The following is a 22,526-nucleotide window of genomic DNA, read 5'->3' as shown; positions in this document are numbered from 1 at the left end:
CCCGCCCCGGCAGGGGGTGGGGCCGGACTCCTACAAGAACGCCAGGTTCACGATCCAGAACGCGCACGCCGCCACCGCCGCCGCCGCCGGCATCGTGATGAACCACCCGAGCACGATGTTCTTGGCGACACCCCACCGCACCGCGTTGATCCGCTTGGTCGCCCCGACGCCCATGATCGCCGAGGTGATGACATGGGTCGTGGAGATCGGCGCCTTGAACAGGAACGCCGTCGTGAACATGATCGACGCCCCGGTCGTCTCCGCCGCGAACCCCTGCGGCGGATCCAGCTCGATGATCTTCCGCCCCAGCGTGCGCATGATGCGCCATCCACCCGCGTACGTCCCCAGCGACAACATCACCGCGCAGACTATCTTCACCCACACCGGGATCGGATCCCCGTAGTCCTCGACATCCGCGATGACCAGCGCCATCACCACGATGCCCATCGTCTTCTGCGCGTCCTGGAGACCGTGGCCCAGCGCCATCCCCGCCGCCGACACCGTCTGCGCTATCCGGAATCCCCGCTTCGCCTTGTGCGGATTGGCCCGCCGGAAGATCCACATGATGGCGGTCATGACGAGATATCCGGCCAGCAGCCCCACCACCGGCGACACGAACATCGGGATGACGATCTTCTCCAGCACGCCGTGCCAGTAGACCGTCGTCCCCCCGGCCAGCGCCGCCCCCACCATGCCGCCGAACAGGGCGTGCGACGACGACGACGGCAGCCCGAAGTACCAGGTGACGAGGTTCCACGTGATGGCCCCGACCAGTGCCGCGAAGAGGATCCCCATCCCCTTCGAGCCCTCGGGCGTCGCGATCAGTCCCTCACTGACGGTCTTGGCGACCCCGGACCCCAGGAAGGCACCGCCGAGGTTCATCACCGCCGCCATCAGCAGCGCGGCCCGCGGCGTCAGCGCCCGCGTCGACACGGACGTGGCGATCGCGTTCGCCGAGTCGTGGAAGCCGTTGGTGTACGTGAAGAAGAGCGCGACCAGGATCGTCACGACCAGAGCGAAGGTGTCCATGAGTGAGCTCAGGACTCCTTGACCGCGATGGTCTCCACCGTGTTCGCCACATGCTCGAAGGCGTCGGCCGCCTCCTCCAGCACGTCCACGATCTGCTTGAGCTTCAGCACCTCGATGGCGTCGTACTTGCCGTTGAAGAGGTGGGCCAGCAGCTTGCGGTGGATCTGGTCCGCCTGGTTCTCCAGCCGGTTGACCTCGATCCAGTACTCGGTGAGGTTCTCCATCGTCCGCAGGTTCGGCATCGCCTCGGCGGTCAGCTCCGCCGCCCGCGCCAGCACCTCGATCTGCTGCTCGACGCCCTTGGGCAGTTCCTCCACGTTGTAGAGGACGACAAGGTCGACGGCCTCCTCCATGAAGTCCATGATGTCGTCGAGGGACGAGGCGAGGGAGTAGATGTCCTCACGGTCGAACGGCGTGATGAACGAGGAGTTCAGCTGATGGAAGATCGCGTGCGTGGCGTCGTCACCGGCGTGTTCAGCGGCCCGCATGCGCTCTGCGATCTCGGCCCGGCCGGCGGTGTCCGCCCCGAGCAGTTCCATCAGGAGTTTCGAGCCCGTGACGATGTTGTCCGCGGATGCGGCGAACATGTCGTAGAAGCTCGTCTCCCTGGGGGTCAGACGAAAGCGCACGTGGGGTCCTCGGGATGCATCGGTTTCGGTCAGGCTGATGCTAGGCGCATCATCCGGCCACGGCTAATGGGCCGTCCCCCAGTGTCGCCCATCGAACAGAGCGACCGGCAGCGGGGCCGCCCGGTGGTCCAGTCCACAGCCCTCCGGCAACGGCGACCACACCCCTCATACCCCGGAAAGTTCGGTACGATATACCCAGTAGGGGTATATGTCTGGAGGACACCATGACGACCACCGAGGCCGGCTCGGCCACCGACGCAGTCGTGACCGACCACGACCACGGTGTGCACGGCTACCACAAGCAGAAGGACGAGCACCTCAAGCGCCTGCGCCGCATCGAGGGTCAGATCAGGGGCCTGCAGCGGATGGTCGACGAGGACACCTACTGCATCGACATACTCACCCAGGTGTCCGCCTCCACCAAGGCCCTGCAGTCCTTCGCACTGCAACTGCTGGAGGAGCACCTGCGCCACTGCGTCGCCGACGCGGCCCTCAAGGGCGGCGACGAGATCGACGCGAAGGTGGAGGAGGCCACGAAGGCGATCGGCCGCCTGCTGCGCACCTGACCCGAACACACCCCTGGACCGGCCGCCGCCACGCACCTCAGCCGAGCGCCCCCCGACCGGCCGCGCCCGCCGCGACCCTGAGGTCAGGCGGGCCGCTCGGCGGAGCGCTCCCGCTCCTCGGCCACCCGCAGCACCTCGTCGATGCTCTCCAGGCTCAGCCGCTCCTCGGCCGCCGAGGCCGCGATGATCAGCTCCCCGCACAACTCGATCTCGGCGAGGGCCACGTGGTCCTGAACCGCCGTACCGCCGACCGGAGCCACGCGCATCACCTCGTCCCTGCCGTCACCGACTTCCTAGAGTAGGGAGCGGCCTACACACCGCGCATGGCACGGACGGGCTAGTCCCCGTCCGCCCTTGGCCGGATCCGGCCCCGCGCACAACGGGACGGACCGGCTCACTCCACCGCGATCCGCCCGGCGTAGATGTCCCCGGCCACCGGCAGCCGTACGTCCACGGCGGTCCCGAAGTCGTACAGCAGCGTCGTCGAGGCGACCGCCACGACCTGCTTCTGCCGGCCGTTGACGAAGCTGAACCGGTGCCGGACCTTGCGGATGCGCCCCTCGTCGTCCAGGTAGACGTCGAACGGCACCGTCGCCGTGGCGAACCCTCTCGCCGCCGCGCCCAGCGAGCCCCGTCCGCCCGGTGAGGCCTCCTTCGCGGCCACCGCCAGATCGGCGCTGCCCCGGTAGTGCCGCACCTCCCCCCCGGCCAGCCGGGTCCTGCCGACGTACCTCGCCGTGCGCGTCCCACGCAGCACCTCGGCGGCGGTGTACGGATCGGTGGCCCCGCCGGTCACCAGGTTCCCGTCGGACAGCGACGCCGTCTCCACCCGCACCCACTTGTCGGCGGGCACCCCGGCGCCCCGGTTCTTCATGAACAGGGCGCCCGGCGCGAGGAGTTCGGTGATCGGCCGGTGCCCGTTATCGCCGGCCGGATCCTGCGGGAGCACCACCGTCAACTGCCCCAGCCCGCGCCGGAAGTCGTAGACGCCCTCGCCCCGGATGGTCACCCGGGTCCCGCCGGTGGCCATCCGCATCGACGTCCGGGCCTTCGAACTGCCCGCGTCCACAAGCGTGTCGGCGGCCCGCCGCACCGTCGCGACCGGGTCGGCGGCACGGTCGCCCCCGGCGCCGCCCCCACTGCCGGAACATCCGGCGGCCCCGGCACAGCAGACCCCGGCCACGAACCCCGCGACGACCACCGTTCCCCACCGCCGCCGCTCCGCCATCGTCTACCCCCAGCCGGTACGCCCGTCACGCACTCCCTGTCGCCCCGGTCAACGACCGGCACCGTGGCCCCGTCACGCGTGTCCGAAGGCTTGCGGTCGCCATACGTGAGCCTTACCCGGACTGGGTAGCGTTACCGATGTGACCCAGCAGGACCGCTCGGCGCCCCACTCCGCCGACGAGGAACTCCACCGCACCTCGACCGTCGAACACGGCCCCTTCTGTCTCGCCCGCTGCACCTGCGGCTGGCGCGGCCCGGCCCGAAGAGCGAGAAGCCTGGCCAGAGCGGACGCGGCGGGCCATGAGCGCGGCTGACTCCCCCCGGCGGGAACCCCCGGCCCGTCCCTTCCGTCTCGCTCCGTGAAGCCGACGGAAGACGCGAGGACACACATATGCAACGGCGTACGTTCATCGCGGGCGGCACGGCCGCGGTGGCGGCGGTCACGGCCGCCGCGTGCAGGGCAGACGGCGACAGCACCACCACCCACACCGCGCTCAGGACGACGAGCGCGGTGGCCGCCGCGAACTGGGCGGCCCTCGCCCGCGACCTGGACGGCTCCCTGATCCGCCCCGGCGACACCGCCTGGGCGGCGGCCCGCCAGCTCTACAACACCCGCTTCGACGTCCTGAAACCGGCGGCGGTCGCCTACGTCGCCCACACCGAGGACATCCGTACGGTCCTCGCCTACGCCCGAGTCCACGGCACCAGGGTCGCCATCCGCAACGGCGGCCACTCCTACGGCGGCTGGTCCTCCGGCAGCGGACGGCTGATCATCGACGTCTCCAAGCTGAGCGGAGTCCGCGCGAGCGGCGGCTCGGCGGTGGTCGGCGCCGGCGCCAAGCTGATCGACGTCTACCGCGCGCTCGCCGCGAAGGGCGCGACGATCCCGGCCGGCTCCTGCCCGACGGTCGGGGTCTCCGGCCTGGTGCTGGGCGGCGGCCACGGCGTGGTCTCCCGCGCCTACGGCCTGACCTGCGACAGCCTCACCCGGGCGACGCTGATCACCGCGGACGGCAAGCAGCTCGTCGCCGACGCCACCCAGAACAAGGACCTCTTCTGGGCGCTGCGCGGCGCGGGCAACGCCCACTTCGGCATCGTCACGGAACTCCACTTCAAGACCCACCCCGCCCCGCAGGCCGTCACCGGCCTGCTGTCCTGGCCCTGGTCGAGGGCGGCCGCGGTGGTGAAGGCCTGGCAGGAATGGGGGCCGTCCCAGCCGGACGAGATATGGTCCGCCCTGCACCTGGCCAACTCCCCCGGCGGCACGCCCAGGATCTCCGTCTCCGCGTTCTGCGTCGGCACCTACGGCCAGCTCCAGAACGCCGTGGACCGCCTGGCCGACCGTGTGGGCGCCCCGGCGAGCAGCGTCTCCCTGCGCCGCCGCTCCTACGAAGAGGCCATGGAGGTCTACGCCGGCTGCTCCTCCTTCGCCACGGACGCCCAGTGCCATCTGCCCGGCTCCACCCCAGGGCGCTCCCCGCAGGGCAAGCTGCGCCGGGAGACCTACGCGGCCCGCTCGGACTTCTTCGACCGCTCACTGTCGGCGGCCGGCATCCAGACCCTGCTGAAGCAGATGACGACCGTCCGCGGCGGCTCCGGCAGCATCGCGCTCACCGCTCTCGGCGGCGCGGTCAACCGCGTCTCCCCCACGGCCACGGCCTTCGTCCACCGCCGCTCGCGCATGCTGGCCCAGTACCTGACCTCCTGGTCCGCCGGCACGACCGGCACGGCCGCCCAGTCCTGGCTGGGCTCGGCCCACACCGCCATGCGCCCGTACGCCTCCGGCGCGGCCTACCAGAACTACGCGGACCCCACCCTCACCAACTGGCGCAAGGCGTACTACGGCGACGCCCTCCCGCGCCTGACCCAACTGAAGAAGCAGTACGACCCCAGGGGCTTCTTCACCTACCCCCAGGGCCTGTGACCACGGACGTACTGCCGCCGGGCGCGGCAGTACGGGGGGGCGGGCTAAGCCGCGAGGTCTCTCTCCCCCGAGCCGCCCTCGACCCGCGCCCCGGGCACCACCGCGTCCCGGGCCGCCTGTTCCCGAGCCCGCCGGCTCCGCACGACCCACCCCACCCGGGGCGACCGCTCCACGGCCTGCAGCACGGGGGTGAGCAGCATGGAGGCCACCGGCGACAGCAGCAGCGCCACCGCCGTCCCCAGCGCGAAGCCGCCGATCACGTCCGTCGGGTAGTGCACGCCCATGTACACCCGGCAGAACCCCTCCAGCAGCCCCAGTCCCAGCCCGACGAGTCCGAACTTCCGGTTGGCGACGAACAGCGCGACGCCCATCGCCATGGTGATGGTGGCGTGGTCGCTGACGAAGGAGTAGTCGGTCTTCCCGGAGACGAGGACTTCCAGTCCCTCATGGTCGAGGAAGGGCCGGGGCCGTTCCACGAACCCACGTATCGGCACGTTGATCAGTACGGCGAGGCCCGCGGCGAGCGGCGCCCACACGAGCGCGGCCACGGAGGACGCGGCCTCCTCGGCGCTGCCCGGCCGGCGTCGCACGGTCCACCAGCACCACAGCACCATCAGCACCATCGCGAACAGCAGCCCGTACTCGCCGACGAAGCCGACGACCCGGTCCACCCAGTGCGGGGCGTCCTTGGCGAGACCGTTGATGTCATAGAGCAGGTCGACGTCGGGGTTCGACCCGGAATCGGCGAGTCCAGCCATAGTGCTGCGGCCCCTTCATCGTGTTTCTGCCGGCGCGCCTCACGCACGCCGCTACCTGCCCACCCCCGTGGATTGCGTAGATCCGCTTCCGCCAGCCCGTCCGGTCGGTGACCGGTCCGGCCGTCACAGGCATTGCTCGGCTACGTCAACAGGAACGCACGGCCCCGGTTGATACGTTCCACTCTCCACCGAATGATCACTCAGACGTTATCGAAGAGAGATACATCGCCGCAGCTCAGGGGGTGGGTTACGGCCCGGTTCAGACCCTCGTGGGGAGCGCTTTCGCGCCATCTTCGGTCACCCGGGTGGCACCGAAGTACTTGCGGGTGTCGATGGGGTCGAACCGGATGACGGCACCCGTGTACGGCGCGTCGATCATGTACCCGCCGCCCACGTAGATCCCCACGTGGTCGATGGCCCGGGAGTTGGTGGGGTCCGGCGAGAAGAACACCAGATCCCCCGGCAGCAGCTCGTCCCGGGAGGGGTGCGGCCCCGCGTTGTACTGATCGTTCGCCACCCGCGGCAACGTGATCCCGACACTCTCGTACGCCGCCTTGGTCAACCCCGAACAGTCGAACCGTCCGCCCTGCTCAGCCGTACCGTTCCCACCCCACAGATACGGCGTCCCCAACTTCTTCTGCGCGAAGTAAATAGCCCCGGCAGCCTGCTCGGAGGGGTCCACCCGGGTGACGGGAGCGGCGAAGCTCTTCTCGAGCGTGCGGATCCTCTCAACGTAGTTCTGCGTCTCGCGGATGGCCGGAACCCCACCCGCCCTTATGACGCGGTAGGCGCCGGCGTTGTAGGCCGCGAGCATGTTGTTGGTGGTGTCACCCGGCACGTCCTTGACGTACTTCGCGAGCTCGCAGTCGTACGAGGCGGCCGATGGAATCGCGTCATTCGGGTCCCAGATGTCACGGTCCCCGTCCCCGTCACCGTCGATGCCGTGCGTCGCCCAGGTGCTGGGGATGAACTGGGCGATGCCACGGGCGTCGGCGTGACTGACGACATCCGGGTCCCAGCCGCTCTCCTGGTACAACTGGGCGGCCAGCAGCGCGGGGTTGATGGCGGAACAGAGATTGCCCCACCTCTGGACAAGCGTCTGGTAGGCGGCCGGCACGGCCCCCTTGGCCAGTCCGACGCTCTTGCCGCCCACGCCGTTGACGAGGTTTCCGGCGATCACGTACACCCCGATGACGAGCAGCATCACGAAGCTCAGCCCGAGCCCGACCGCGGCTCCCCCGACCACCCAAACTTTTCGCACGTCTCAACCCTCCCCCACCGAGGCCCGGTTTACGGGTCTTTCCCGAACCTGTCCGTGTCGTGCGCGCTACTTCGCGACGAACCCGCGGCAGTAAATACTGGCGTACTTCTTGGGCTCTTCGACATGGAGGAAGAGGACCGTCCAGTCACCGGGGTCGTTCTCGACGGGGATGGCGTCACCGTACTTCTTCCCCTTGACGATCTTCTCGAAGTCATCGGGGTACGTCAGGTACACCCACTCGGTGCCGACCGCGACCGGCTTGCTGGTGTATCCGAGGTCAAGGTTCTGCACGGGCATCCCCTCGATGGGCTTGCCGGTGTCCGCGTCGATCTCGTGCGGCGGCTTCACGGCCACGGAGACGTAGTACGGCTGCGGGGTGGCGTACTTGAGCCGAATACCGATGGTGCCCTTGCCCGAGGTGTAGGGGGCGTCCGTGCCCGCCGCGGCGACCGAGGCCTGGAAGTGCTCGTTGCGCTCCTCCGCCGGCAGAAGGCACGCCCCGCCTTCCGCTGACGCGGGATCAGCGATCCAGTAGTCACGCGACGGGTTGGTCTGCTCGACGTAGGCGGGCGGTTGGAGTTCCGGCTCGTCACCTCCGACGGTGGTGGCCGGCGGGGCCGAGGTGGTTCCCGGACCTGCCGCGCCGTCGTTGTCCTTGTCGTCCCCGTTGTCCGGGAGCAGGGTGAGGGCGGCGACGGCGCCCACCGTCACGACCAGGCCGGCTGCCCCGGCGATCAGCCACGATCTCCTGCGAGGCGCGGTGACCCCGGTCGGTCTCGTCACCTGAGTGGGCGTGTACCCGTAGCCGTGGCTGTGGGCAGCGGGCGCCGTCGGCAGGTCGTGCGGGCCGAACGGCGGGTGGGACGGGGGTGGCACTGGGGACGCCGGTGCCGGTGGCGTCTGGGGGACCGCCTCGCCGAGCGCGGCGAGACCGCCGTAGAACGTGTCCTCGACGAGTGCCGTCCGCACGCCGCACCGGGCGATCACGTCCGCGAGCGCGGGCCGTGCCGCCGGGTCCTTGGCCACGCACGCGTCGAGGAGCGCCGCCAGCCGCGGTTCCACGCCCGCCAGGTCGATGGCCTCGTGCACCGCGCGGTAGCTCACCCCCGCGGGTTCGCCGTGGCCGAAGGGCGGCCGACCGGTGGCGGCGTAGGCGAGGGTCGCGCCGAGCGCAAACACGTCGGCGGCGGGCCCGACCTCGTTGCGCAGCAGCACCTCGGGAGCGGTGTAGCCAGGGGTGCCGGGCGCGAACCCGGCCTCGGTGAGTGCCGTCTGCGCCGCGCTGCGCGCGATCCCGAAGTCGATCAGCAGAGGCCCCTGCGGTGAGAGGATCACGTTCTGCGGTTTGAGGTCGCGGTGGGTCACCCCGTGCGCGTGCACCGCCGCGAGGCCCTCCGCGAGGGCCGCCAGCAGCGCCCGGCAGGTCTCCACCGGCAGCGGCCCCCTCGCCCCCACCGCCCCGCTCAGCGTGGGCCCGGGCACGTACTCCGTGGCCAGCCAGTACGGCGCCGAGTCCAGGGAGGCGTCGATCAGGTTGGCCGTGTACGCGCTGCGGACCGCCCGCGCGGTCTCCACCTCGCGGCGGAACCGCGCCAAGGCCTCCGGATGGTCGGTGATCTCCTCCCGGATCACCTTGATCGCCACCAGCCGCCCGCCGGGCGAGCGGCCGAGGTAAACCTGTCCCATACCGCCGGCGCCGAGCCGGGCGAGCAGCGTGTGCGCGCCTATCCGCGCGGGGTCATGAGCCTTCAGTGCGTCCACCGAACGACCATGCCACACGGGCCACTTCGACACGTCGGCGGTCCCGCGCGGGATCAGGGATCCGCCGCCGCCTCCCGGTACAGCTGCCCCGCCTCCCGCCCCAGGACGACGCTGTAGGAGATGTCGGCCGTGGCCCCGCCCTGCTCGTGGCCGCCGAGGACCCCGACGACCTCGCCGTCGCCGTTCACCCAGGGACTGCCGCTGGTCCCGCCGGTGAAGCCGGGGCAGTCGATGCGCTGTTGCGTGCCGCTGTGCGCGACGGGCCTGTTGGTGCAGGTGATCGGGGTCTCCCGGGAGTCGGGGTAGCCGGTGACGGTCACCGCGGTGGCGCCCGTGGCCGTACGGGTGACGAACCGGTTGGCCCCCACGGCGTCCTCCACGCCCTCACCCCCGCGCGGCGCGAGCACCGCGAACGCCACGTCGCTGTCCTCGTCCTGCCCCTTGGCCCACCCCACGGGCAGGAAGGACCGTTTCACCGTCCACAGCCCGTAGGGGGCCCGGCCGTCCCGGTACCCGGGTGCGAAGACCAGACCGCCGGCCGCCTGTTCCTCCCCCAGGCAGTGCGCCGCCGTGACGATCAGGTTGTGGTGCGGGCCGTGGACGACGGAGGCGGTGCAGAAGTGCTCACCGGTGAGACGACGCGCGTCCGCCACCGCGAACAGCGCCCCGATCCGCACGGATCGTCCCGTCACCGCCGCCACGGCCGTCACCCCGAGCGGGCCCGGCCCGGCACCGGCCGCCGCCTCGGACGCCGAGGTGGCGGCCAGCAGCACGACGGCCGTGAGCAGAGCGTGCCTGCGGGTGCCGAGAAGGCGGGAACTGCGCTTCATCCGGATCACTGTGGCGGACGAAGGTGAGAGACCGGTCAGACGGCTCTCCGCCGGCTCGCCGCACGCGTCCCCGCCGCCGACGGCCGCCCCCCGGCCCCCGGCCCCGGCCCCTGGGGCGAGGACGTCAGGACTGCGGCAGCACCTCGGTGTTCTGGCACGCCGTCAGCAGCCAGCGGCCGTCCTCCTTCGCCATCACGTACAGCGGGCTCGTCGGGTTGCCGAGCGGGCTGCCGTCATGGTTCCAGTACTGCCCCTTCACCTTCACGGCGGCGACGTCGGGGCGGATGAACTGCACGTGTTCCACCTCGTAGGTGACGGTCGAGTCGGTCATCGCGCCGGGCAGTACCGTGTGGGTGAAGTCCGTGATGGCGTCGCGGCCGAAGAGACGTCTGCCGTGGGCGGTCGTCCAGATCGCGTCGTCCCGGAAGAGGCTGGTGAACTCCTCCACGAGTTCGTTGCGCTGGGCGTGCTCGACGGCGGCCACGACCTGCCTGATCGCCTCGATCTCGGCGTCGCGGGTCTGCTCCACAACCTCTGTGTTCGTGTTCATGACGAGCATGCTGGCACCTCAAGCGCGGTTGAGGTCAACCCCCCGGCCGCCACTGGCTGATCAACCGTCACCGCACGCCCGTCGAACAGCCGCCGGCCGACCTGTGCACCGCCTGTGGCCCGGGTCAAGCCGCCCCCATCGCCGGCCCATCCCCCCGCCATCCACCGGTAAGCCCCCGGCCCCCTTCCGTAAGGCCGGAGTCAGGATTGCGGAACGCACCTTGTTGTCGCGTACCCAACAAAGCGATGGTCGTCGCGGGCCGCCGCCCCCACCGGGAACCGCACCGGTGGACCCCCCACCCGCAGGCCTCTGCCCACCTCACACAGGAGGCTGTCCGTTGCGTACGCCCACCCCCGACACCCCTCACACCCAAGGCAGATGGCACCGCCTCGCCGCCGCGGCCACCGCCACCGCCGCCCTTCTCCTCACCGGCCTCGGCACCGCCGCCCACGCGAGCGCGGCCCCCTCGAGCACCACCCCCAGGACAGCCGGCGCCCAGGCCGTCGCCGCCGCCGTCGCCAAGGCGCACGTCCAGTACACCGAGCAGTGCGGCAGCACCCCCCGGCAGGGCTACGCCGCCTGCCACGCCCTGCGCGTCACCTCCGGCACCACCGCCTACCAGGAGGAACAGGCCGCGAAGCGGGGCGTCGCCCCCGCCACCGTCTCACCCCGGGCCGCCTCCGCCACCCCCACCGGCTACGGCCCCTCCGACCTCCAGGACGCCTACGGCCTGACCTCCGCCGCCGCCACGGCAGGCTCCGGCGAGACGATCGCCATCGTCGACGCCTACGACGACCCCAACGCCGAGTCGGACCTCGCGACCTACCGCGCCCACTACGGCCTGTCCGCCTGCACCACCGCCAACGGCTGCTTCAAGAAGGTCGGCCAGACCGGCTCCACCGCCTCCCTGCCCGCCCCCGACAGCGGCTGGGCCGGCGAGATCTCCCTCGACCTCGACATGGCCTCCGCCATCTGCCCCAACTGCGGCATCCTCCTCGTCGAGGCCAAATCCGCCTCCATGGCCAACCTGGGCACCGCCGTCAACGAGGCCGTGAAACTCGGCGCGAAGTACGTCTCCAACAGCTACGGCGGCTCGGAGTCCCCCTCCGACAGCACCTACGACTCCTCGTACTTCAACCACCCCGGCGTCGCCATCACCGTCAGCGCCGGCGACGAGGGCTACGGCGCCGAGTACCCGGCCGCCTCCCGGTACGTGACCGCCGTCGGCGGCACCCGGCTGGCCGCCTCCTCCACCAGCCGCGGCTGGACGGAGAGCGTCTGGAACACCAGCGGCACCGAGGGCACCGGCTCCGGCTGCTCCGCCTACGACACCAAGCCCACCTGGCAGACCGACACCGGCTGCGCCAAGCGCACGATCGCCGACGTCTCGGCCGTCGCCGATCCCGCCACCGGCGTCTCCGTCTACGACACCTACGGCTCCGACGGCACCGGCTGGAACACCTTCGGCGGCACCAGCGCCTCCGCCCCGATCATCGCCGCCGTCTACGCCCTCGCCGGCACCCCCGGCAGCGGCGACTACCCGGCCCGGTACCCCTACGCCGCGGCCGGCACCGCCGCCCTCAACGACGTGACCAGCGGCAGCAACGGCTCCTGCTCGACCAGCTACCTCTGCACCGCCAGGTCCGGCTACGACGGCCCCACCGGCTGGGGCACCCCGCAGGGCACAGCCGCCTTCACCGGCTGACACCCCCTCACCGAAGCAGCCGCCCGTGGACCGTGGGGGTCCCGGACGGCGAAGACGAACGGGCCGCGGCCACCAGCCGCGGCCCGTTCGCCGTCGACCGCCGGTCGGCATGAGAACATCGAGACGGGCTCTCGGTACCGACAAGCCGTCAGAAATGGCACAGGGGCCGTGAAGTGGGTCAACGACGGAACCACACGCCAGGTTCCGCTGCCACCTCATTGCCCGGCGTGACCTGCCGTGATACACAGAGTAACCGTACGAGCTATTCGTACGAATCCCGCCCGACAATGACGCCAAGTCGACATACGACAGCGGCATCGTCGGCGACAATGAGGCCTGACCTCTGCACACCGCAGGGGACCGACTGCGGAACTACCCACCAGGGGCGGTGACTTACATGCTCTTTGCGGCCGACAAGGGAGACATCAACACCATCATCGGCGGGATCGCTCCGGACTGGGGCCCCTTCGGCAGCCTGGGCAACGAGGCCAAGGTGATGATCGAGGTCGTGATGGCGGTCGCCATCCTCATCTGTCTCGGCATCGCGATCTGGGGTGCGGCCAAACAGCGCATCGGCGCCACGGCCCTCAGGGACACCTTCAGCGCGGAGCAGGGCAAGGGCCTCATCATCGCCGGACTGACGGGCGTCTTCATCATCGGCTCACTCGGCACGCTGTTCACGATCGTGTACGGCATGGCCGTGTAGCCCGCCCCGCCCTCCCGTCCCGTCCGGGCAGGCCCGGCCCCCTCCACCCCACCCACCCGTCGTGCCCACCGGCTGAGGTTGCGTTTCCCTGATGTCGAGTCACCACACCGCGCCCGCGCGGGAACCAGCACGGCTACCGTCGTACTTCCACGCGTTCTTCCACGCGTTCCGGTACGGCATCGAGGGGGCGTACGCGGCATGAGCCTCGGCGACGACCACGACTACGGCGAACCCGCGGGCACCCGCGTGCGCCTGCCCGACGCCGACCCCTACGGCGGCGCCCGACGCCCCGGCCGCTCCTCCTCCCGCAGCCTGGTCACGGTGGTCGGCGTCGTCGTCCTCCTCATCGCCGCGATCGCCTTCGCGAACCGCTCAGGAGACGACTCCCCCTCCACCTCCGCGGCCGGCGAGGCCGACCGACCGAAGACGGCGGCCACCGCGGCCACCGGCACACAACCCGTGCGGACCAAGAGCGCCAGCGGCATCCCCTCGGGCTTCGCCCACACCGAACAGGGCGCCCAGTCCGCGGCCGCCAACTACGCCGTGACCCTCGGCTCGACCGGCATGTTCCACAAGGACACCCGCCACACCATCGTCGACACCGTCTACACCGCCGACGCCGCGGCCCGCCTCCAGGCGCCCAAGGACCAGGCCTACTCCCCCGCGTTCCTCGCCCAGCTGGGCCTCGACGCGAACGGCGACGCCCCCGAGGGCAACACGTTCGTCTCCCGGATCGTCCCGGTCGGCACCACCGTCCAGGAGTACGCCGGCACCACCGCCAAGGTCGCCGTCTGGTACCTGGGCCTGATCGGCATGTCCGGGGAGAGCTCCAACGACCCGGTCACCTCGTCGTGGAAGACCTGGACCTTCGACCTCCAGTGGACGGGCGGCGACTGGAAGATCCTCAGCGACACGCAGACGGACGGCCCCGCCCCGGTCCCCGGCGACGACCGGGCCGCCTCCTCCGACGAGATCAGCAAGGCCATCCAGGAGTACGGAGGGTTCACGTATGCCCGGTAACCCGCACCGCGTGCTCCGGCTCGCCGGAGTCCTCACGGCCGTCCAGACGACGGCCGTACTGCTGGCGGGCCGCGCTTTCGCCGCGCCCTCCCCCAGCCCCTCACCGTCCCCCAGTCTCTCCTCCTCCCCCAACGCCTCTCCCAGCCCCTCCCCCTCCGGCAGCTTCAACTGCAGCCTCATCTCGGGCGACGCCAAGAAGTACTGCGAGCGCGGCAACGGCACCTCCGGCACGACCACCAACCCCGGCGTGACCGACACCCTGGACCCGCTCTCCTCCCTCGCCAAGGGGTGCGCCGACGCCGCCTCCTGGACCGTCGACAAGCTCAGCGACGCCGTGAAGGCGACCGCGAACGTCGACTTCACCAACCCGACGTTCCTCCAGCAGTACGCCGTCGTCTTCGCCGCCTCCACCGTCCTCACCCTGCTGCTGTGGCTGCTGGCCGTGGCCAAGCGGGCCGTCCGCGGAGTCCCCCTCGCCACCGCCATCGGCGAAGCCGTCGGCTTTCTCTGGCTCACCGTCCTGGCCTCCGCCTTCACCCCGCTGATCCTCTACACCGTCGTCTCGGCCACCGACGGCATCACCGACGTCCTCGCCAAGGCCACCGGCGACCAGACCGACACGTTCTTCGGCACCTTCTCCGAAGCCCTCAAGAAGGGCGAGGACATCGGCGGTGGCCCGATCATGCTGATCGTGGTCTCCCTGGTCTCCATCCTCGCCGCCGGCGTCCTGTGGCTGGAGCTGGTCATCAGGGCCGCCCTCCTCTACGTCGGCGCCCTGCTCGGCACGGTCGTCTACGCCGGCCTCGTCGACAAGAACCTCTGGGGACACGTCCGCCGCTGGGCCGGCATCATGATCGCCGTCATCCTGGTCAAACCGGTCATCGTGATCGTGCTCGGCCTCGCCGGAGCCCTCTCCGCCGACGACGGCCCCGACGCCTTCTCCGCCGTCGTCTCCGGACTCGCCATCATCCTGCTCGCCATCTTCGCCAGCGCGATGATCTACCGCTTCGTCCCCGGCTTCGGCGACGAGATCGCCCACTCCCGCAACAACCGCATCATGCAGGGCGCCGAGGGCAAGGCCGCCGCCGTCATCAGCTCCCCGGCGACCCTCGTCGCCCAGGGCATCAAGACCCACAGCACCCGCGCCGACAGCAACGGCGGTGGCGCGTCCGCCTCCGGCGGCCCCCGCCCCGCCAACCAGGCCGCCGGCGGCGTCGCCGCGCACAGCACGCGCCCCTCGAACGGAGGCGGCGGATCTGTCCCCTCCGCCGCACCCGCACCCCGCTCCAGCAGCACCGTGAACACCCCGCACGCCAGCAACACACGCAACAGCAGTACCAACCGCACGGGAGGTGAAGGGCGTTGACGACTGATTCCCACGTGTCCCACGCGGTCACGCCCCGCCGTACATACCTGATCGGCCGCGCCCGGCCGAACGCGATCGTCGGCCGCAACCGCGAGTCCGGCGAGATCGCGCTCATCGTCGTCGGCGCGTTCCTCGGCATGATGTGCGGCCTCCTCGTCCCCGTCCTCACCCTGCGCATCGTGCTCCTGGCCGGCTTCCCGATGATCGCGCTGGCCGCCGTGTACGTCCCGTACAAGCACCGCACGTTCTACAAGTGGTTCGAGATCAACCGCAGCTACAAGCGGACCCTGCGCCAGGGCACCGTCTACCGCTCCGCCGCCATGGAGGCCGGCACCCGCCTCGACGGCCGCGAGGTCGAGGTCGGCCCGCCGCCCGGCATCGGCCGCATCACCTGGCTGGCCGCCCCCTTCGGCCCGGACGAGATCGCCGTCCTGCTGCACGCCGACCGCCGCACCGTCACCGCCGCGATCGAGATCGAGGGCCCCGGCGTCGGCCTGCGCGACAGCGAGGACCAGGAGGCCCTCGTCGACCGCTTCGGCACCCTCCTCAAGCACGTGGCCAACGGCGACGGCTTCGTCACCCGCCTCCAGATGCTCGCCCGCACCCTCCCCGCCGACCCCGACGCCCACGCCAAGGACGTCGCCCAGCGCGGCGACGACAAGGCCCTGCCCTGGCTCCAGTCGTCGTACGACCAGCTCCAGTCCATGGTGTCGACGAGCAGCGAACAGCACCGCGCCTACCTCGTCGCCTGCATGCACTACACCCGCGAGCTCGCCGCCGAGGCCCACGCCATGGCCCGCGCCGCCCGCCCCCAGAACGGCCGCAAACTGGACCGCGACGCCGGCCTCGCCGTCGTCATGGCCCGCGAGCTGACCGACATCTGCTCCCGCCTCCAGGAGGCGGACATCCGCGTCCGCCAGCCGCTCGGCCAGGGCCGCCTCGCCTCGCTCGTCCACTCCATGTACGACCCGGACCACCCCATCGACCACATCCAGGCGATGACCCAGCGCAACGCCTGGCCGGCCGAACTGGACGCCATGGAGCCCACCTTCCTCCAGGCCAAGACCCGCGAGTCCGCCACCCGTGCCCCCTGGTGTCACGCCACCGCCTGGATCAAGGAGTGGCCGATGACCCCGGTCGGCGTGAACTTCCTCGCCCCGCTCCTGGTCCACACCCCGGACGTCATCCGCACGGTCGCCGTCACCATGGACCTCGAACCCACCGAGGTCGCCATCGAACGCATGCTGACCGAGAAGACCAACGACGAGGCCGAGGCCAGCCGCGCCGCCAAGATGAACCGCACCGTCGACCCACGCGACGTGGCCGCCCACTCCCGCCTCGACCAGCGCGGCGAGGACCTCGCCAGTGGCGCCGCCGGCGTCAACCTGGTCGGCTACATCACCGTCTCCTCCCGCTCCCCCGAGGCCCTCGCCCGCGACAAGCGGACGATAAGGGCGTCGGCGGGCAAGTCGTACCTGAAGCTGGAGTGGTGCGACCGAGAGCACCACCGCGCCTTCGTGAACACGCTTCCGTTCGCCACCGGCATCCGAAGGTAGGACTCCACATGCGGGACCCGCTGACCGTCCTCACCGACGCCTTCACGTCCTTCCTCTTCGGCAAGGTCGAGACGACCCGCCTGCCCGTGCGCACCTCCACCGGCCAGGCGCAGGCGGTCTACCTCCCGACCGCCGCCCCCGGCCTCGGCGACTCGGGCGTGATCATCGGCCGCGAGGTCTACTCCGGCAAGGGCTACATCTACGACCCGTTCCAGCTGTACGGCCAACAGCTCCCGGCCCCGCACTGGCTGGTCCTCGGCGAGTCCGGCAACGGCAAGTCGGCCCTGGAGAAGACCTACGTCCTGCGCCAGCTGCGCTTCCGTGACCGCCAGGTCGTCGTCCTGGACGCCCAGGGCGAGGACGGCGTCGGCGAATGGAACCTCATCGCGGAAGCGCTGGGGATAACCCCCATCCGCCTGGACCCCATGGCCGCCCTGGACCACGGGATCCGCCTCAACCCCCTGGACCCGTCGATCACCACGACCGGCCAGCTCGCCCTGCTCAGGACGATCATCGAAGTGGCGATGGGCCACGGCCTGGACGAACGCTCCGGCTTCGCCCTCAAGGTCGCGCACGCCTACGTCAACGAGACGATCGTCGAACGCCAGCCGGTCCTGTCCGACATCGTCGAACAGCTCCGCCACCCCGAACCCGAGTCGGCGGAGGCGATGAACGTCGCCATAGACGACGTACGGGCCTGGGGCCTGGACGTGGCGCTGGTCCTGGACCGCCTGGTCGACGGTGACCTGCGCGGCATGTTCGACGGCCCCACCACGGTCGGCATCGACCTGGACGCCCCACTGATCGTCTTCGACCTCTCCCACATCGACCGCAACTCCATCGCCATGCCCATCCTCATGGCGATCGTCGGCGTGTGGCTGGAGCACACCTGGATCCGCCCCGACCGGAAGAAGCGCATCTTCCTGGTCGAGGAGGCCTGGCACATCATCAACAGCCCGTTCGTGGCCCAGCTGTTCCAGCGCCTGCTGAAGTTCGGCCGCCGACTCGGCCTGTCCTTCGTGGCGGTCGTCCACCACCTGTCCGACGTGGTGGACGGCGCGGCGGCCAAGGAAGCCGCGGCGATCCTGAAGATGGCCTCGACCCGGACGATCTACGCCCAGAAAGCCGACGAGGCCAGGGCGACGGGCCGCGTCCTGGGCCTGCCCCGGTGGGCCGTGGAGATCATCCCGACCCTCACCCCCGGCATCGCCGTCTGGGACGTCAACGGCAACGTCCAGGTCGTCAAACACCTGGTCACCGAGACGGAACGCCCTCTGGTCTTCACCGACCGCGCGATGACCGAGTCGTCCACCGACCTCATCCGCGACGACGACGCGCTGCGTGCCGCCGAACGAGAGGCCGAGGAACGGGCGGCGGCCTTCATGGAACAGCACATTGCCGACTTGGACGGCTCGTCCGAGTCGACGGTGGCGTAGGCGGAGGCGTCCATGAGACCGGGCGACGGCCGCCGGAACGGTCAGGGAGGCCAGGGAGCCCAGGGCGGCGTCCCCGACGGCCTCCTGGTCGGCATACTCGCGTTCCTGCTGGGCATGACCCTGCTGGTCTGGACGGCCACCGGCCTGGCAGCCGTCTTCTCCCACGGCTCCTGGCCCCCCGGCGTCACCTTCGCCCGCACTCCCCTGGCCATGCGCCGGCTCGTCGCCCAGCCCCACGACATCGCCGGCGCCTGGCCCTCCACCCCACCCACCGCGCTCTCCGGCTACGGCCTCTTCTGGGGCCTGTTCATCGGCCAGCTGATGATCCTGCTCGTCCTGACCGTGTTCGTCCTGGGCACGGTGGCACGGTGGCGGGCCGTACGCGCCCGCAACAGAACGACGCTTCCCGCACCGAAACCTGCACCGGAACCGACACCGACACCGACCACCGCGCCGGAACCGACACCGGCACCCGCACCCGCGCCGGCCCATGAACGGCACGAGGTCCCGCTGCCGAGGACCGAACCCGAACCCGGGCACCAGCGACCGCGACCCGAGCCGCTCACCCCTCCCCAGCCCGGACGGTCGGCCGTGGGATGGGAGACGAACCGTCCCGAGGGCCCGGTCCTCTACGCACCGGCTGAGACGCGACACCCGACCGCGGCCCGGGCCGTCCGCGACGCGGAGGGCCCGGCCCTCGTCGTCACCTCCAACCCCGCCCTCTGGCAGGACACCAAGGACGCCCGAGCCAAACTCGGCCCCGTCCTCCTCTACGACCCCGCACACCTCTGCGACACCCCGGCCCGCCTGCACTGGTCCCCCACCGCCGGCTGCGAGGACAGGAGGACCGCCGCGGCCAGAGCGACCGCCCTGCTGACGCCCGTCCGCCCCACCGCCAAGATTGACCAGGCCGTCACCGACACCGCCGAAACCCTGCTGCGCAGCTACCTCCACGCGGCCGCGGTCGACGGCCGCACCATCCGCCACGTGCACCGCTGGTCCCAGGGCACCGGAATCCAGGAGGCGGTCCGCACCCTCCGTACGAACCGGAAGGCGGCCCCCGGTTCCGCCGGCGAACTGGAAGCCGCTCTCACGGCCCACCCCGAGCGCCGGGACATCGCCCAGGAGCTGGCCACCCGCGCCCTGGCCGCCCTGTCCACGGTGAACATCCGCGAGGCGTGCACTCCCAACCGAACCGATGCCCTCGCCTTGGATTCCTTCGTCAATGAAGGGGGAACGCTTTATGTGGTCGGTGAATCCATCGAGGACCCGAGGACCAGCCCCGGCGCGATGCCCTTCCTCACGGCCCTCGTCTCCAGCGTGGTCGAGCGCGGCCGGCGCATGGCCGAACGGTCATCCTCCGGTCGCCTCGACCCACCACTGACCCTGGTCCTCGACGACATCGCGGCCGTGGCCCCGCTCCCCGACCTCCCGGACCTCCTCGCCGTCGGAGCCGACCGGGGCCTGCCCACCCTGGCTCTCCTCCGCTCCCGCGAACAGGCCCGCACCCGCTGGCCCCACACAGAACTGCCGGTCTAGGCCCTGTCGTTTGGCCCCGCGACGCCGGGATGATCCAAACGACAGGGCCTAGCCGCCCGGTTGGATGTGAGCGGGCTCCAGCACGAACTCCAGCTCCCGCCCGTCCGGGTCCGCCGCCAACGGCACGATCACCCCGCTCGGCACGAACCCGGCCCGCCGGTAGAAGGTCTGCGCCCGCCCGTTGTCCTCGTGCACGATCAGCCGCACCCGTTCCGCCCCACGCCCCCACGCCCACTCCAGCGCGGCGTCGAACAGCACCTCGGTCAGTCCTATCCCCCGGTACTCGGGCCGCACGAACACCCCGACGACATGCCCCTGTCGCCGCTCGACCGGAAACCCGGCCCAGTCCCTGCTCCCGGCCTCCTCGAGCAGCACCGTCACCGTCCCGACCCATTCCCCGTCGGGGCCCTCGGCGATGACCTGCTGCGCCCCCTGCGCGCCCTCGGCCACCCTCGCCGTCCGCTCCCGCCAGAAGGACTCCGGCTTCGCCACCGCCTCCTCGTACGACTCCAGGAAGGCGAGGTGCGCGACGGGGTCCCGCAACGCCAGCAGCCGCAACTCCCGCGCGGCGGCCCACTCCTCGACACGCACGGACCGGATCACATAGCTCATGCCGGCCACGGTAGTACCCGGGTACTACGCCCTCACCCCATATAAGTCCCCCGCCGGACGCCCTCCGGCTCCGATTACCCGATCATGGATTTCGTGCCGCAGGACAGGGACACCACCGAGCCACTCACCCGACACGTCCAACACGTCGTACGGCGGGTCCAGGCCTTCGACCGACGCCGCCCGCTCCTGTGGGACCTCCTCCTGACCGGCTCCTGGACGACGGCCGCCCTGGTCGACTACACCGGCGGCTGGCTCAACGTCACCCGCAACCCCGACACCCCGCTCCCGCTGGTCCTCGTCCTGACCCTCGGCCTCTCGGTCCCCCTCCTGTGGCGACGCGCCCACCCCACGGCCGTGTTCCTCGTCATGGCCCCGTTCGCCCTCGTCAACGCCTGGACCGGAGCCGCCCTCCAGGCCGCCATGCTCCAGTTGATCGTCGTCTTCCACCTCGCCCTGCGCCGTCCGCTGCACCACCTGTGGTGGACGGCGTTGATCGTCGCGGACGCGGTCGTCCTGGCCGCCCGCCATCCCAGGGGCAGCGCCGACCAGGACGTCGTCCCGGTCCTGATGACGCTCGTCGTGGCCGCGGCTCTCGGCATCACGGTCCGCACCCGCCGCAACTACACCGAGGCCCTGGAGGACCGCGCCCGCCGCTTGGAGACCGAACGCGATCAGCAGGCCCGCCTCGCCGCCGCCGCCGAACGCACCCGCATCGCCCGCGAGATGCACGACATCATCGGCCACAACCTCTCCGTCATCACCGGCCTTGCCGACGGCGGCCGCTACGCCGCCGGCAAGTCCCCCGAACGGGCCGCGCAGGCCCTCGACGCGATCGCCACCACCAGCCGCCAGGCCCTCGGTGAACTGCGCCGCCTCCTGGACGTCCTGCGCGAGGAGGACACGACAGCCCAGCATCCCGACCTCACCCCCCAACCCGGCCTCACCGACCTCGACCAGCTCCTGGACGGCGTCCGCGCGGCCGGCCTGCCCGTCAGCACCACCGTCCACGGCACCCCCGCCATCGCCCCGGGCCGCCAGCTCACCGTCTACCGGGTCATCCAGGAGGCCCTCACCAACACCCTGAAACACGCCGGACCCGACGCCACCTCGGACATCACCGTCACCTACGCCGCGACAGGCGCCGTCACCGTCACGGTCACCGACACCGGCCACGGCGGCCCAGCCCCCTCGGGCAGCGGCCGGGGCCTGCACGGAATGCGCGAACGCACCGCCCTGTACGGCGGCACACTCGAGGCCGGCCCCCGCTCGCACCCCGAGCGGGGCTGGCGCGTCCATCTGCACCTACCGGAGGAATCCCCGCAGTGACCACCGTCCTCATCGCCGACGACCAGCCCCTCCAGCGCCTGGGTTTCCGCATGCTGCTGGAGAGCCAGGACGACCTTTCGGTGGTGTCCGAGGCGAACAACGGCACCGAGGCGGTCCGCCTGACGTCCGAACTCCGCCCTGATGTCGTCCTGATGGACGTCCGTATGCCCGGCCTGGACGGCATCGAGGCCACCCGACGCATCACCGCCACCGGCGACCGCACCCGCGTCCTGATCCTCACGACGTTCGACCTTGACGAGTACGCGTACGCGGGTCTGCGGGCCGGCGCCTCCGGGTTCCTGGTCAAGGACGCCCAGCCGGAGGAGCTCCTGGCGGGCGTCCGCGCGGTCGCGACGGGCGACGCGGTGGTGGCCCCTAGCCTGACCCGCCGCCTCCTGGACGCCTACGTCGACCACCTGCCGGCCGGAGTCGACTCCGGCCCTTCCGCACCGCACCCCCGTCTGGCCACGCTGACGGACCGGGAACGCGAAATCCTCACCGTCATCGGCAAAGGCTGGACGAACACGGAAATAGCCGAGCGCTTCCACTTGGCGGAGTCCACGGTGAAAACCCATGTGGGTCGCATCCTGGCGAAGACGGGCTCCCGTGACCGCATCCAGGCGGTGATCCTGGCGTACGAAACGAAACTGGTCCGCCCCTGAACGCAGAAAACCCCCGCACCAACGGTGCGGGGGTTTCCCTCAAAGTTTGTTCGGCGGCGTCCT

At 70.9% G+C, this 22,526-nt stretch carries 22 protein-coding genes; 12 read left to right on the top strand and 10 right to left on the bottom strand.

Translation table 11 applies throughout. The annotated features are described in order from the left end of the window. Positions 1-30: 30 nt before the first annotated feature. The gene (locus tag ALMP_RS17685; protein WP_264929329.1) at positions 31-1,029 is read right to left on the bottom strand and encodes an inorganic phosphate transporter; all 999 of its coding nucleotides are present in this window, start codon (positions 1,027-1,029) and stop codon (positions 31-33) included. A gap of 8 nt (positions 1,030-1,037) precedes the next feature. Next, positions 1,038-1,658: a DUF47 domain-containing protein gene (locus tag ALMP_RS17680; protein WP_187748798.1), complete on the bottom strand. Its 621-nt coding sequence runs from the start codon at positions 1,656-1,658 to the stop codon at positions 1,038-1,040. Between the two features lie 224 nt (positions 1,659-1,882). On the opposite strand from ALMP_RS17680, the gene ALMP_RS17675 reads away from it, so the two are divergent. Then, on the top strand, positions 1,883-2,224 hold the full coding sequence (locus ALMP_RS17675) for a metal-sensitive transcriptional regulator (protein ID WP_264929326.1): 342 nt from the start codon (positions 1,883-1,885) through the stop codon (positions 2,222-2,224). Positions 2,225-2,307: 83 nt separating this feature from the next. Here the strand turns inward: ALMP_RS17675 and ALMP_RS17670 are convergent, their stop codons facing one another. After that, positions 2,308-2,490, bottom strand: coding sequence for a hypothetical protein (locus tag ALMP_RS17670; protein ID WP_264929324.1), 183 nt, complete (start codon positions 2,488-2,490; stop codon positions 2,308-2,310). A gap of 128 nt (positions 2,491-2,618) precedes the next feature. Next, positions 2,619-3,452: a hypothetical protein gene (locus ALMP_RS17665; protein WP_264929322.1), complete on the bottom strand. Its 834-nt coding sequence runs from the start codon at positions 3,450-3,452 to the stop codon at positions 2,619-2,621. A 139-nt stretch (positions 3,453-3,591) separates the two neighbouring features. Here ALMP_RS17665 and ALMP_RS17660 point away from each other — a divergent pair, with 139 nt between their 5' ends. Next, positions 3,592-3,765 carry a hypothetical protein gene (locus ALMP_RS17660; RefSeq protein WP_264929321.1) on the top strand — a complete coding sequence of 58 codons (174 nt, stop codon included), beginning with the start codon at positions 3,592-3,594 and terminating at the stop codon, positions 3,763-3,765. A gap of 77 nt (positions 3,766-3,842) precedes the next feature. Continuing rightward, on the top strand, positions 3,843-5,375 hold the full coding sequence (locus ALMP_RS17655) for an FAD-binding oxidoreductase (protein WP_264929319.1): 1,533 nt from the start codon (positions 3,843-3,845) through the stop codon (positions 5,373-5,375). A 44-nt stretch (positions 5,376-5,419) separates the two neighbouring features. Here the strand turns inward: ALMP_RS17655 and ALMP_RS17650 are convergent, their stop codons facing one another. From ALMP_RS17650 to ALMP_RS17630, 5 genes are all read right to left on the bottom strand, one after another. Next, positions 5,420-6,133 (bottom strand): phosphatase PAP2 family protein, encoded by a 714-nt coding sequence (locus ALMP_RS17650; protein ID WP_264929317.1) that lies wholly within the window; start codon positions 6,131-6,133, stop codon positions 5,420-5,422. Between the two features lie 259 nt (positions 6,134-6,392). Continuing rightward, positions 6,393-7,337 carry a bifunctional lytic transglycosylase/C40 family peptidase gene (locus tag ALMP_RS17645; RefSeq protein ID WP_309299494.1) on the bottom strand — a complete coding sequence of 315 codons (945 nt, stop codon included), beginning with the start codon at positions 7,335-7,337 and terminating at the stop codon, positions 6,393-6,395. A gap of 123 nt (positions 7,338-7,460) precedes the next feature. Next, positions 7,461-9,155, bottom strand: coding sequence for a serine/threonine-protein kinase (locus ALMP_RS17640; RefSeq protein ID WP_264929315.1), 1,695 nt, complete (start codon positions 9,153-9,155; stop codon positions 7,461-7,463). Between the two features lie 53 nt (positions 9,156-9,208). Further along, positions 9,209-9,985, bottom strand: coding sequence for a serine protease (locus ALMP_RS17635; protein WP_264929313.1), 777 nt, complete (start codon positions 9,983-9,985; stop codon positions 9,209-9,211). Positions 9,986-10,109: 124 nt separating this feature from the next. Further along, positions 10,110-10,535 (bottom strand): SgcJ/EcaC family oxidoreductase, encoded by a 426-nt coding sequence (locus ALMP_RS17630; protein WP_264929311.1) that lies wholly within the window; start codon positions 10,533-10,535, stop codon positions 10,110-10,112. A gap of 337 nt (positions 10,536-10,872) precedes the next feature. On the opposite strand from ALMP_RS17630, the gene ALMP_RS17625 reads away from it, so the two are divergent. From ALMP_RS17625 to ALMP_RS17595, 7 genes are all read left to right on the top strand, one after another. After that, a complete protein-coding gene (locus tag ALMP_RS17625; protein WP_264929308.1) occupies positions 10,873-12,240 on the top strand; it encodes a S53 family peptidase in 1,368 nt (455 codons plus the stop codon). Between the two features lie 397 nt (positions 12,241-12,637). Next, a complete protein-coding gene (locus ALMP_RS17620; protein ID WP_004000049.1) occupies positions 12,638-12,946 on the top strand; it encodes a hypothetical protein in 309 nt (102 codons plus the stop codon). 198 nt (positions 12,947-13,144) lie between these two features. After that, positions 13,145-13,966, top strand: a complete 822-nt coding sequence (locus ALMP_RS17615) for a hypothetical protein (protein WP_264929304.1) — start codon at positions 13,145-13,147, stop codon at positions 13,964-13,966. After that, entirely contained in the window at positions 13,956-15,332 is a 1,377-nt protein-coding gene (locus tag ALMP_RS17610; RefSeq protein ID WP_264929302.1) for a hypothetical protein, read from the top strand. Before ALMP_RS17615 ends, ALMP_RS17610 begins: the two co-directional genes overlap by 11 nt. Then, positions 15,329-16,888, top strand: coding sequence for an SCO6880 family protein (locus ALMP_RS17605; protein ID WP_264929300.1), 1,560 nt, complete (start codon positions 15,329-15,331; stop codon positions 16,886-16,888). Before ALMP_RS17610 ends, ALMP_RS17605 begins: the two co-directional genes overlap by 4 nt. Positions 16,889-16,896: 8 nt before the next feature. Beyond that, positions 16,897-18,324, top strand: coding sequence for an ATP-binding protein (locus ALMP_RS17600; protein WP_264929299.1), 1,428 nt, complete (start codon positions 16,897-16,899; stop codon positions 18,322-18,324). A gap of 12 nt (positions 18,325-18,336) precedes the next feature. Next, on the top strand, positions 18,337-19,863 hold the full coding sequence (locus tag ALMP_RS17595; RefSeq protein WP_264929298.1) for a type IV secretory system conjugative DNA transfer family protein: 1,527 nt from the start codon (positions 18,337-18,339) through the stop codon (positions 19,861-19,863). 48 nt (positions 19,864-19,911) lie between these two features. On the opposite strand, the gene ALMP_RS17590 is transcribed toward ALMP_RS17595, so the two are convergent. Beyond that, positions 19,912-20,475 (bottom strand): GNAT family N-acetyltransferase, encoded by a 564-nt coding sequence (locus tag ALMP_RS17590; RefSeq protein ID WP_264929296.1) that lies wholly within the window; start codon positions 20,473-20,475, stop codon positions 19,912-19,914. Positions 20,476-20,559: 84 nt separating this feature from the next. Here ALMP_RS17590 and ALMP_RS17585 point away from each other — a divergent pair, with 84 nt between their 5' ends. Both ALMP_RS17585 and ALMP_RS17580 read left to right on the top strand, forming a co-directional pair. Then, positions 20,560-21,801 carry a sensor histidine kinase gene (locus ALMP_RS17585; protein ID WP_264929295.1) on the top strand — a complete coding sequence of 414 codons (1,242 nt, stop codon included), beginning with the start codon at positions 20,560-20,562 and terminating at the stop codon, positions 21,799-21,801. After that, the gene (locus tag ALMP_RS17580; protein ID WP_264929294.1) at positions 21,798-22,463 is read left to right on the top strand and encodes a response regulator transcription factor; all 666 of its coding nucleotides are present in this window, start codon (positions 21,798-21,800) and stop codon (positions 22,461-22,463) included. Before ALMP_RS17585 ends, ALMP_RS17580 begins: the two co-directional genes overlap by 4 nt. Positions 22,464-22,526: the final 63 nt, after the last annotated feature.

This window comes from Streptomyces sp. A012304 (assembly GCF_026008495.1).
GTDB lineage: Bacteria > Actinomycetota > Actinomycetes > Streptomycetales > Streptomycetaceae > Streptomyces.
Note: the sequence above shows the minus strand (reverse complement) of the source record. Positions and strands in the feature narration are given on the sequence as shown.

What these genes read in the sequence shown, in the direction of transcription:
- ALMP_RS17685 (WP_264929329.1), bottom strand. Translation starts at nt 1,029, where the DNA reads ATGGACACCTTCGCTCTGGTCGTGACGATCCTGGTCGCGCTCTTCTTC.
- ALMP_RS17675 (WP_264929326.1), top strand. Translation starts at nt 1,883, where the DNA reads ATGACGACCACCGAGGCCGGCTCGGCCACCGACGCAGTCGTGACCGAC.
- ALMP_RS17670 (WP_264929324.1), bottom strand. Translation starts at nt 2,490, where the DNA reads ATGCGCGTGGCTCCGGTCGGCGGTACGGCGGTTCAGGACCACGTGGCC.
- ALMP_RS17665 (WP_264929322.1), bottom strand. Translation starts at nt 3,452, where the DNA reads ATGGCGGAGCGGCGGCGGTGGGGAACGGTGGTCGTCGCGGGGTTCGTG.
- ALMP_RS17655 (WP_264929319.1), top strand. Translation starts at nt 3,843, where the DNA reads ATGCAACGGCGTACGTTCATCGCGGGCGGCACGGCCGCGGTGGCGGCG.
- ALMP_RS17650 (WP_264929317.1), bottom strand. Translation starts at nt 6,133, where the DNA reads ATGGCTGGACTCGCCGATTCCGGGTCGAACCCCGACGTCGACCTGCTC.
- ALMP_RS17645 (WP_309299494.1), bottom strand. Translation starts at nt 7,337, where the DNA reads ATGCTGCTCGTCATCGGGGTGTACGTGATCGCCGGAAACCTCGTCAAC.
- ALMP_RS17635 (WP_264929313.1), bottom strand. Translation starts at nt 9,985, where the DNA reads ATGAAGCGCAGTTCCCGCCTTCTCGGCACCCGCAGGCACGCTCTGCTC.
- ALMP_RS17630 (WP_264929311.1), bottom strand. Translation starts at nt 10,535, where the DNA reads ATGAACACGAACACAGAGGTTGTGGAGCAGACCCGCGACGCCGAGATC.
- ALMP_RS17620 (WP_004000049.1), top strand. Translation starts at nt 12,638, where the DNA reads ATGCTCTTTGCGGCCGACAAGGGAGACATCAACACCATCATCGGCGGG.
- ALMP_RS17615 (WP_264929304.1), top strand. Translation starts at nt 13,145, where the DNA reads ATGAGCCTCGGCGACGACCACGACTACGGCGAACCCGCGGGCACCCGC.
- ALMP_RS17610 (WP_264929302.1), top strand. Translation starts at nt 13,956, where the DNA reads ATGCCCGGTAACCCGCACCGCGTGCTCCGGCTCGCCGGAGTCCTCACG.
- ALMP_RS17600 (WP_264929299.1), top strand. Translation starts at nt 16,897, where the DNA reads ATGCGGGACCCGCTGACCGTCCTCACCGACGCCTTCACGTCCTTCCTC.
- ALMP_RS17595 (WP_264929298.1), top strand. Translation starts at nt 18,337, where the DNA reads ATGAGACCGGGCGACGGCCGCCGGAACGGTCAGGGAGGCCAGGGAGCC.
- ALMP_RS17590 (WP_264929296.1), bottom strand. Translation starts at nt 20,475, where the DNA reads ATGAGCTATGTGATCCGGTCCGTGCGTGTCGAGGAGTGGGCCGCCGCG.
- ALMP_RS17585 (WP_264929295.1), top strand. Translation starts at nt 20,560, where the DNA reads ATGGATTTCGTGCCGCAGGACAGGGACACCACCGAGCCACTCACCCGA.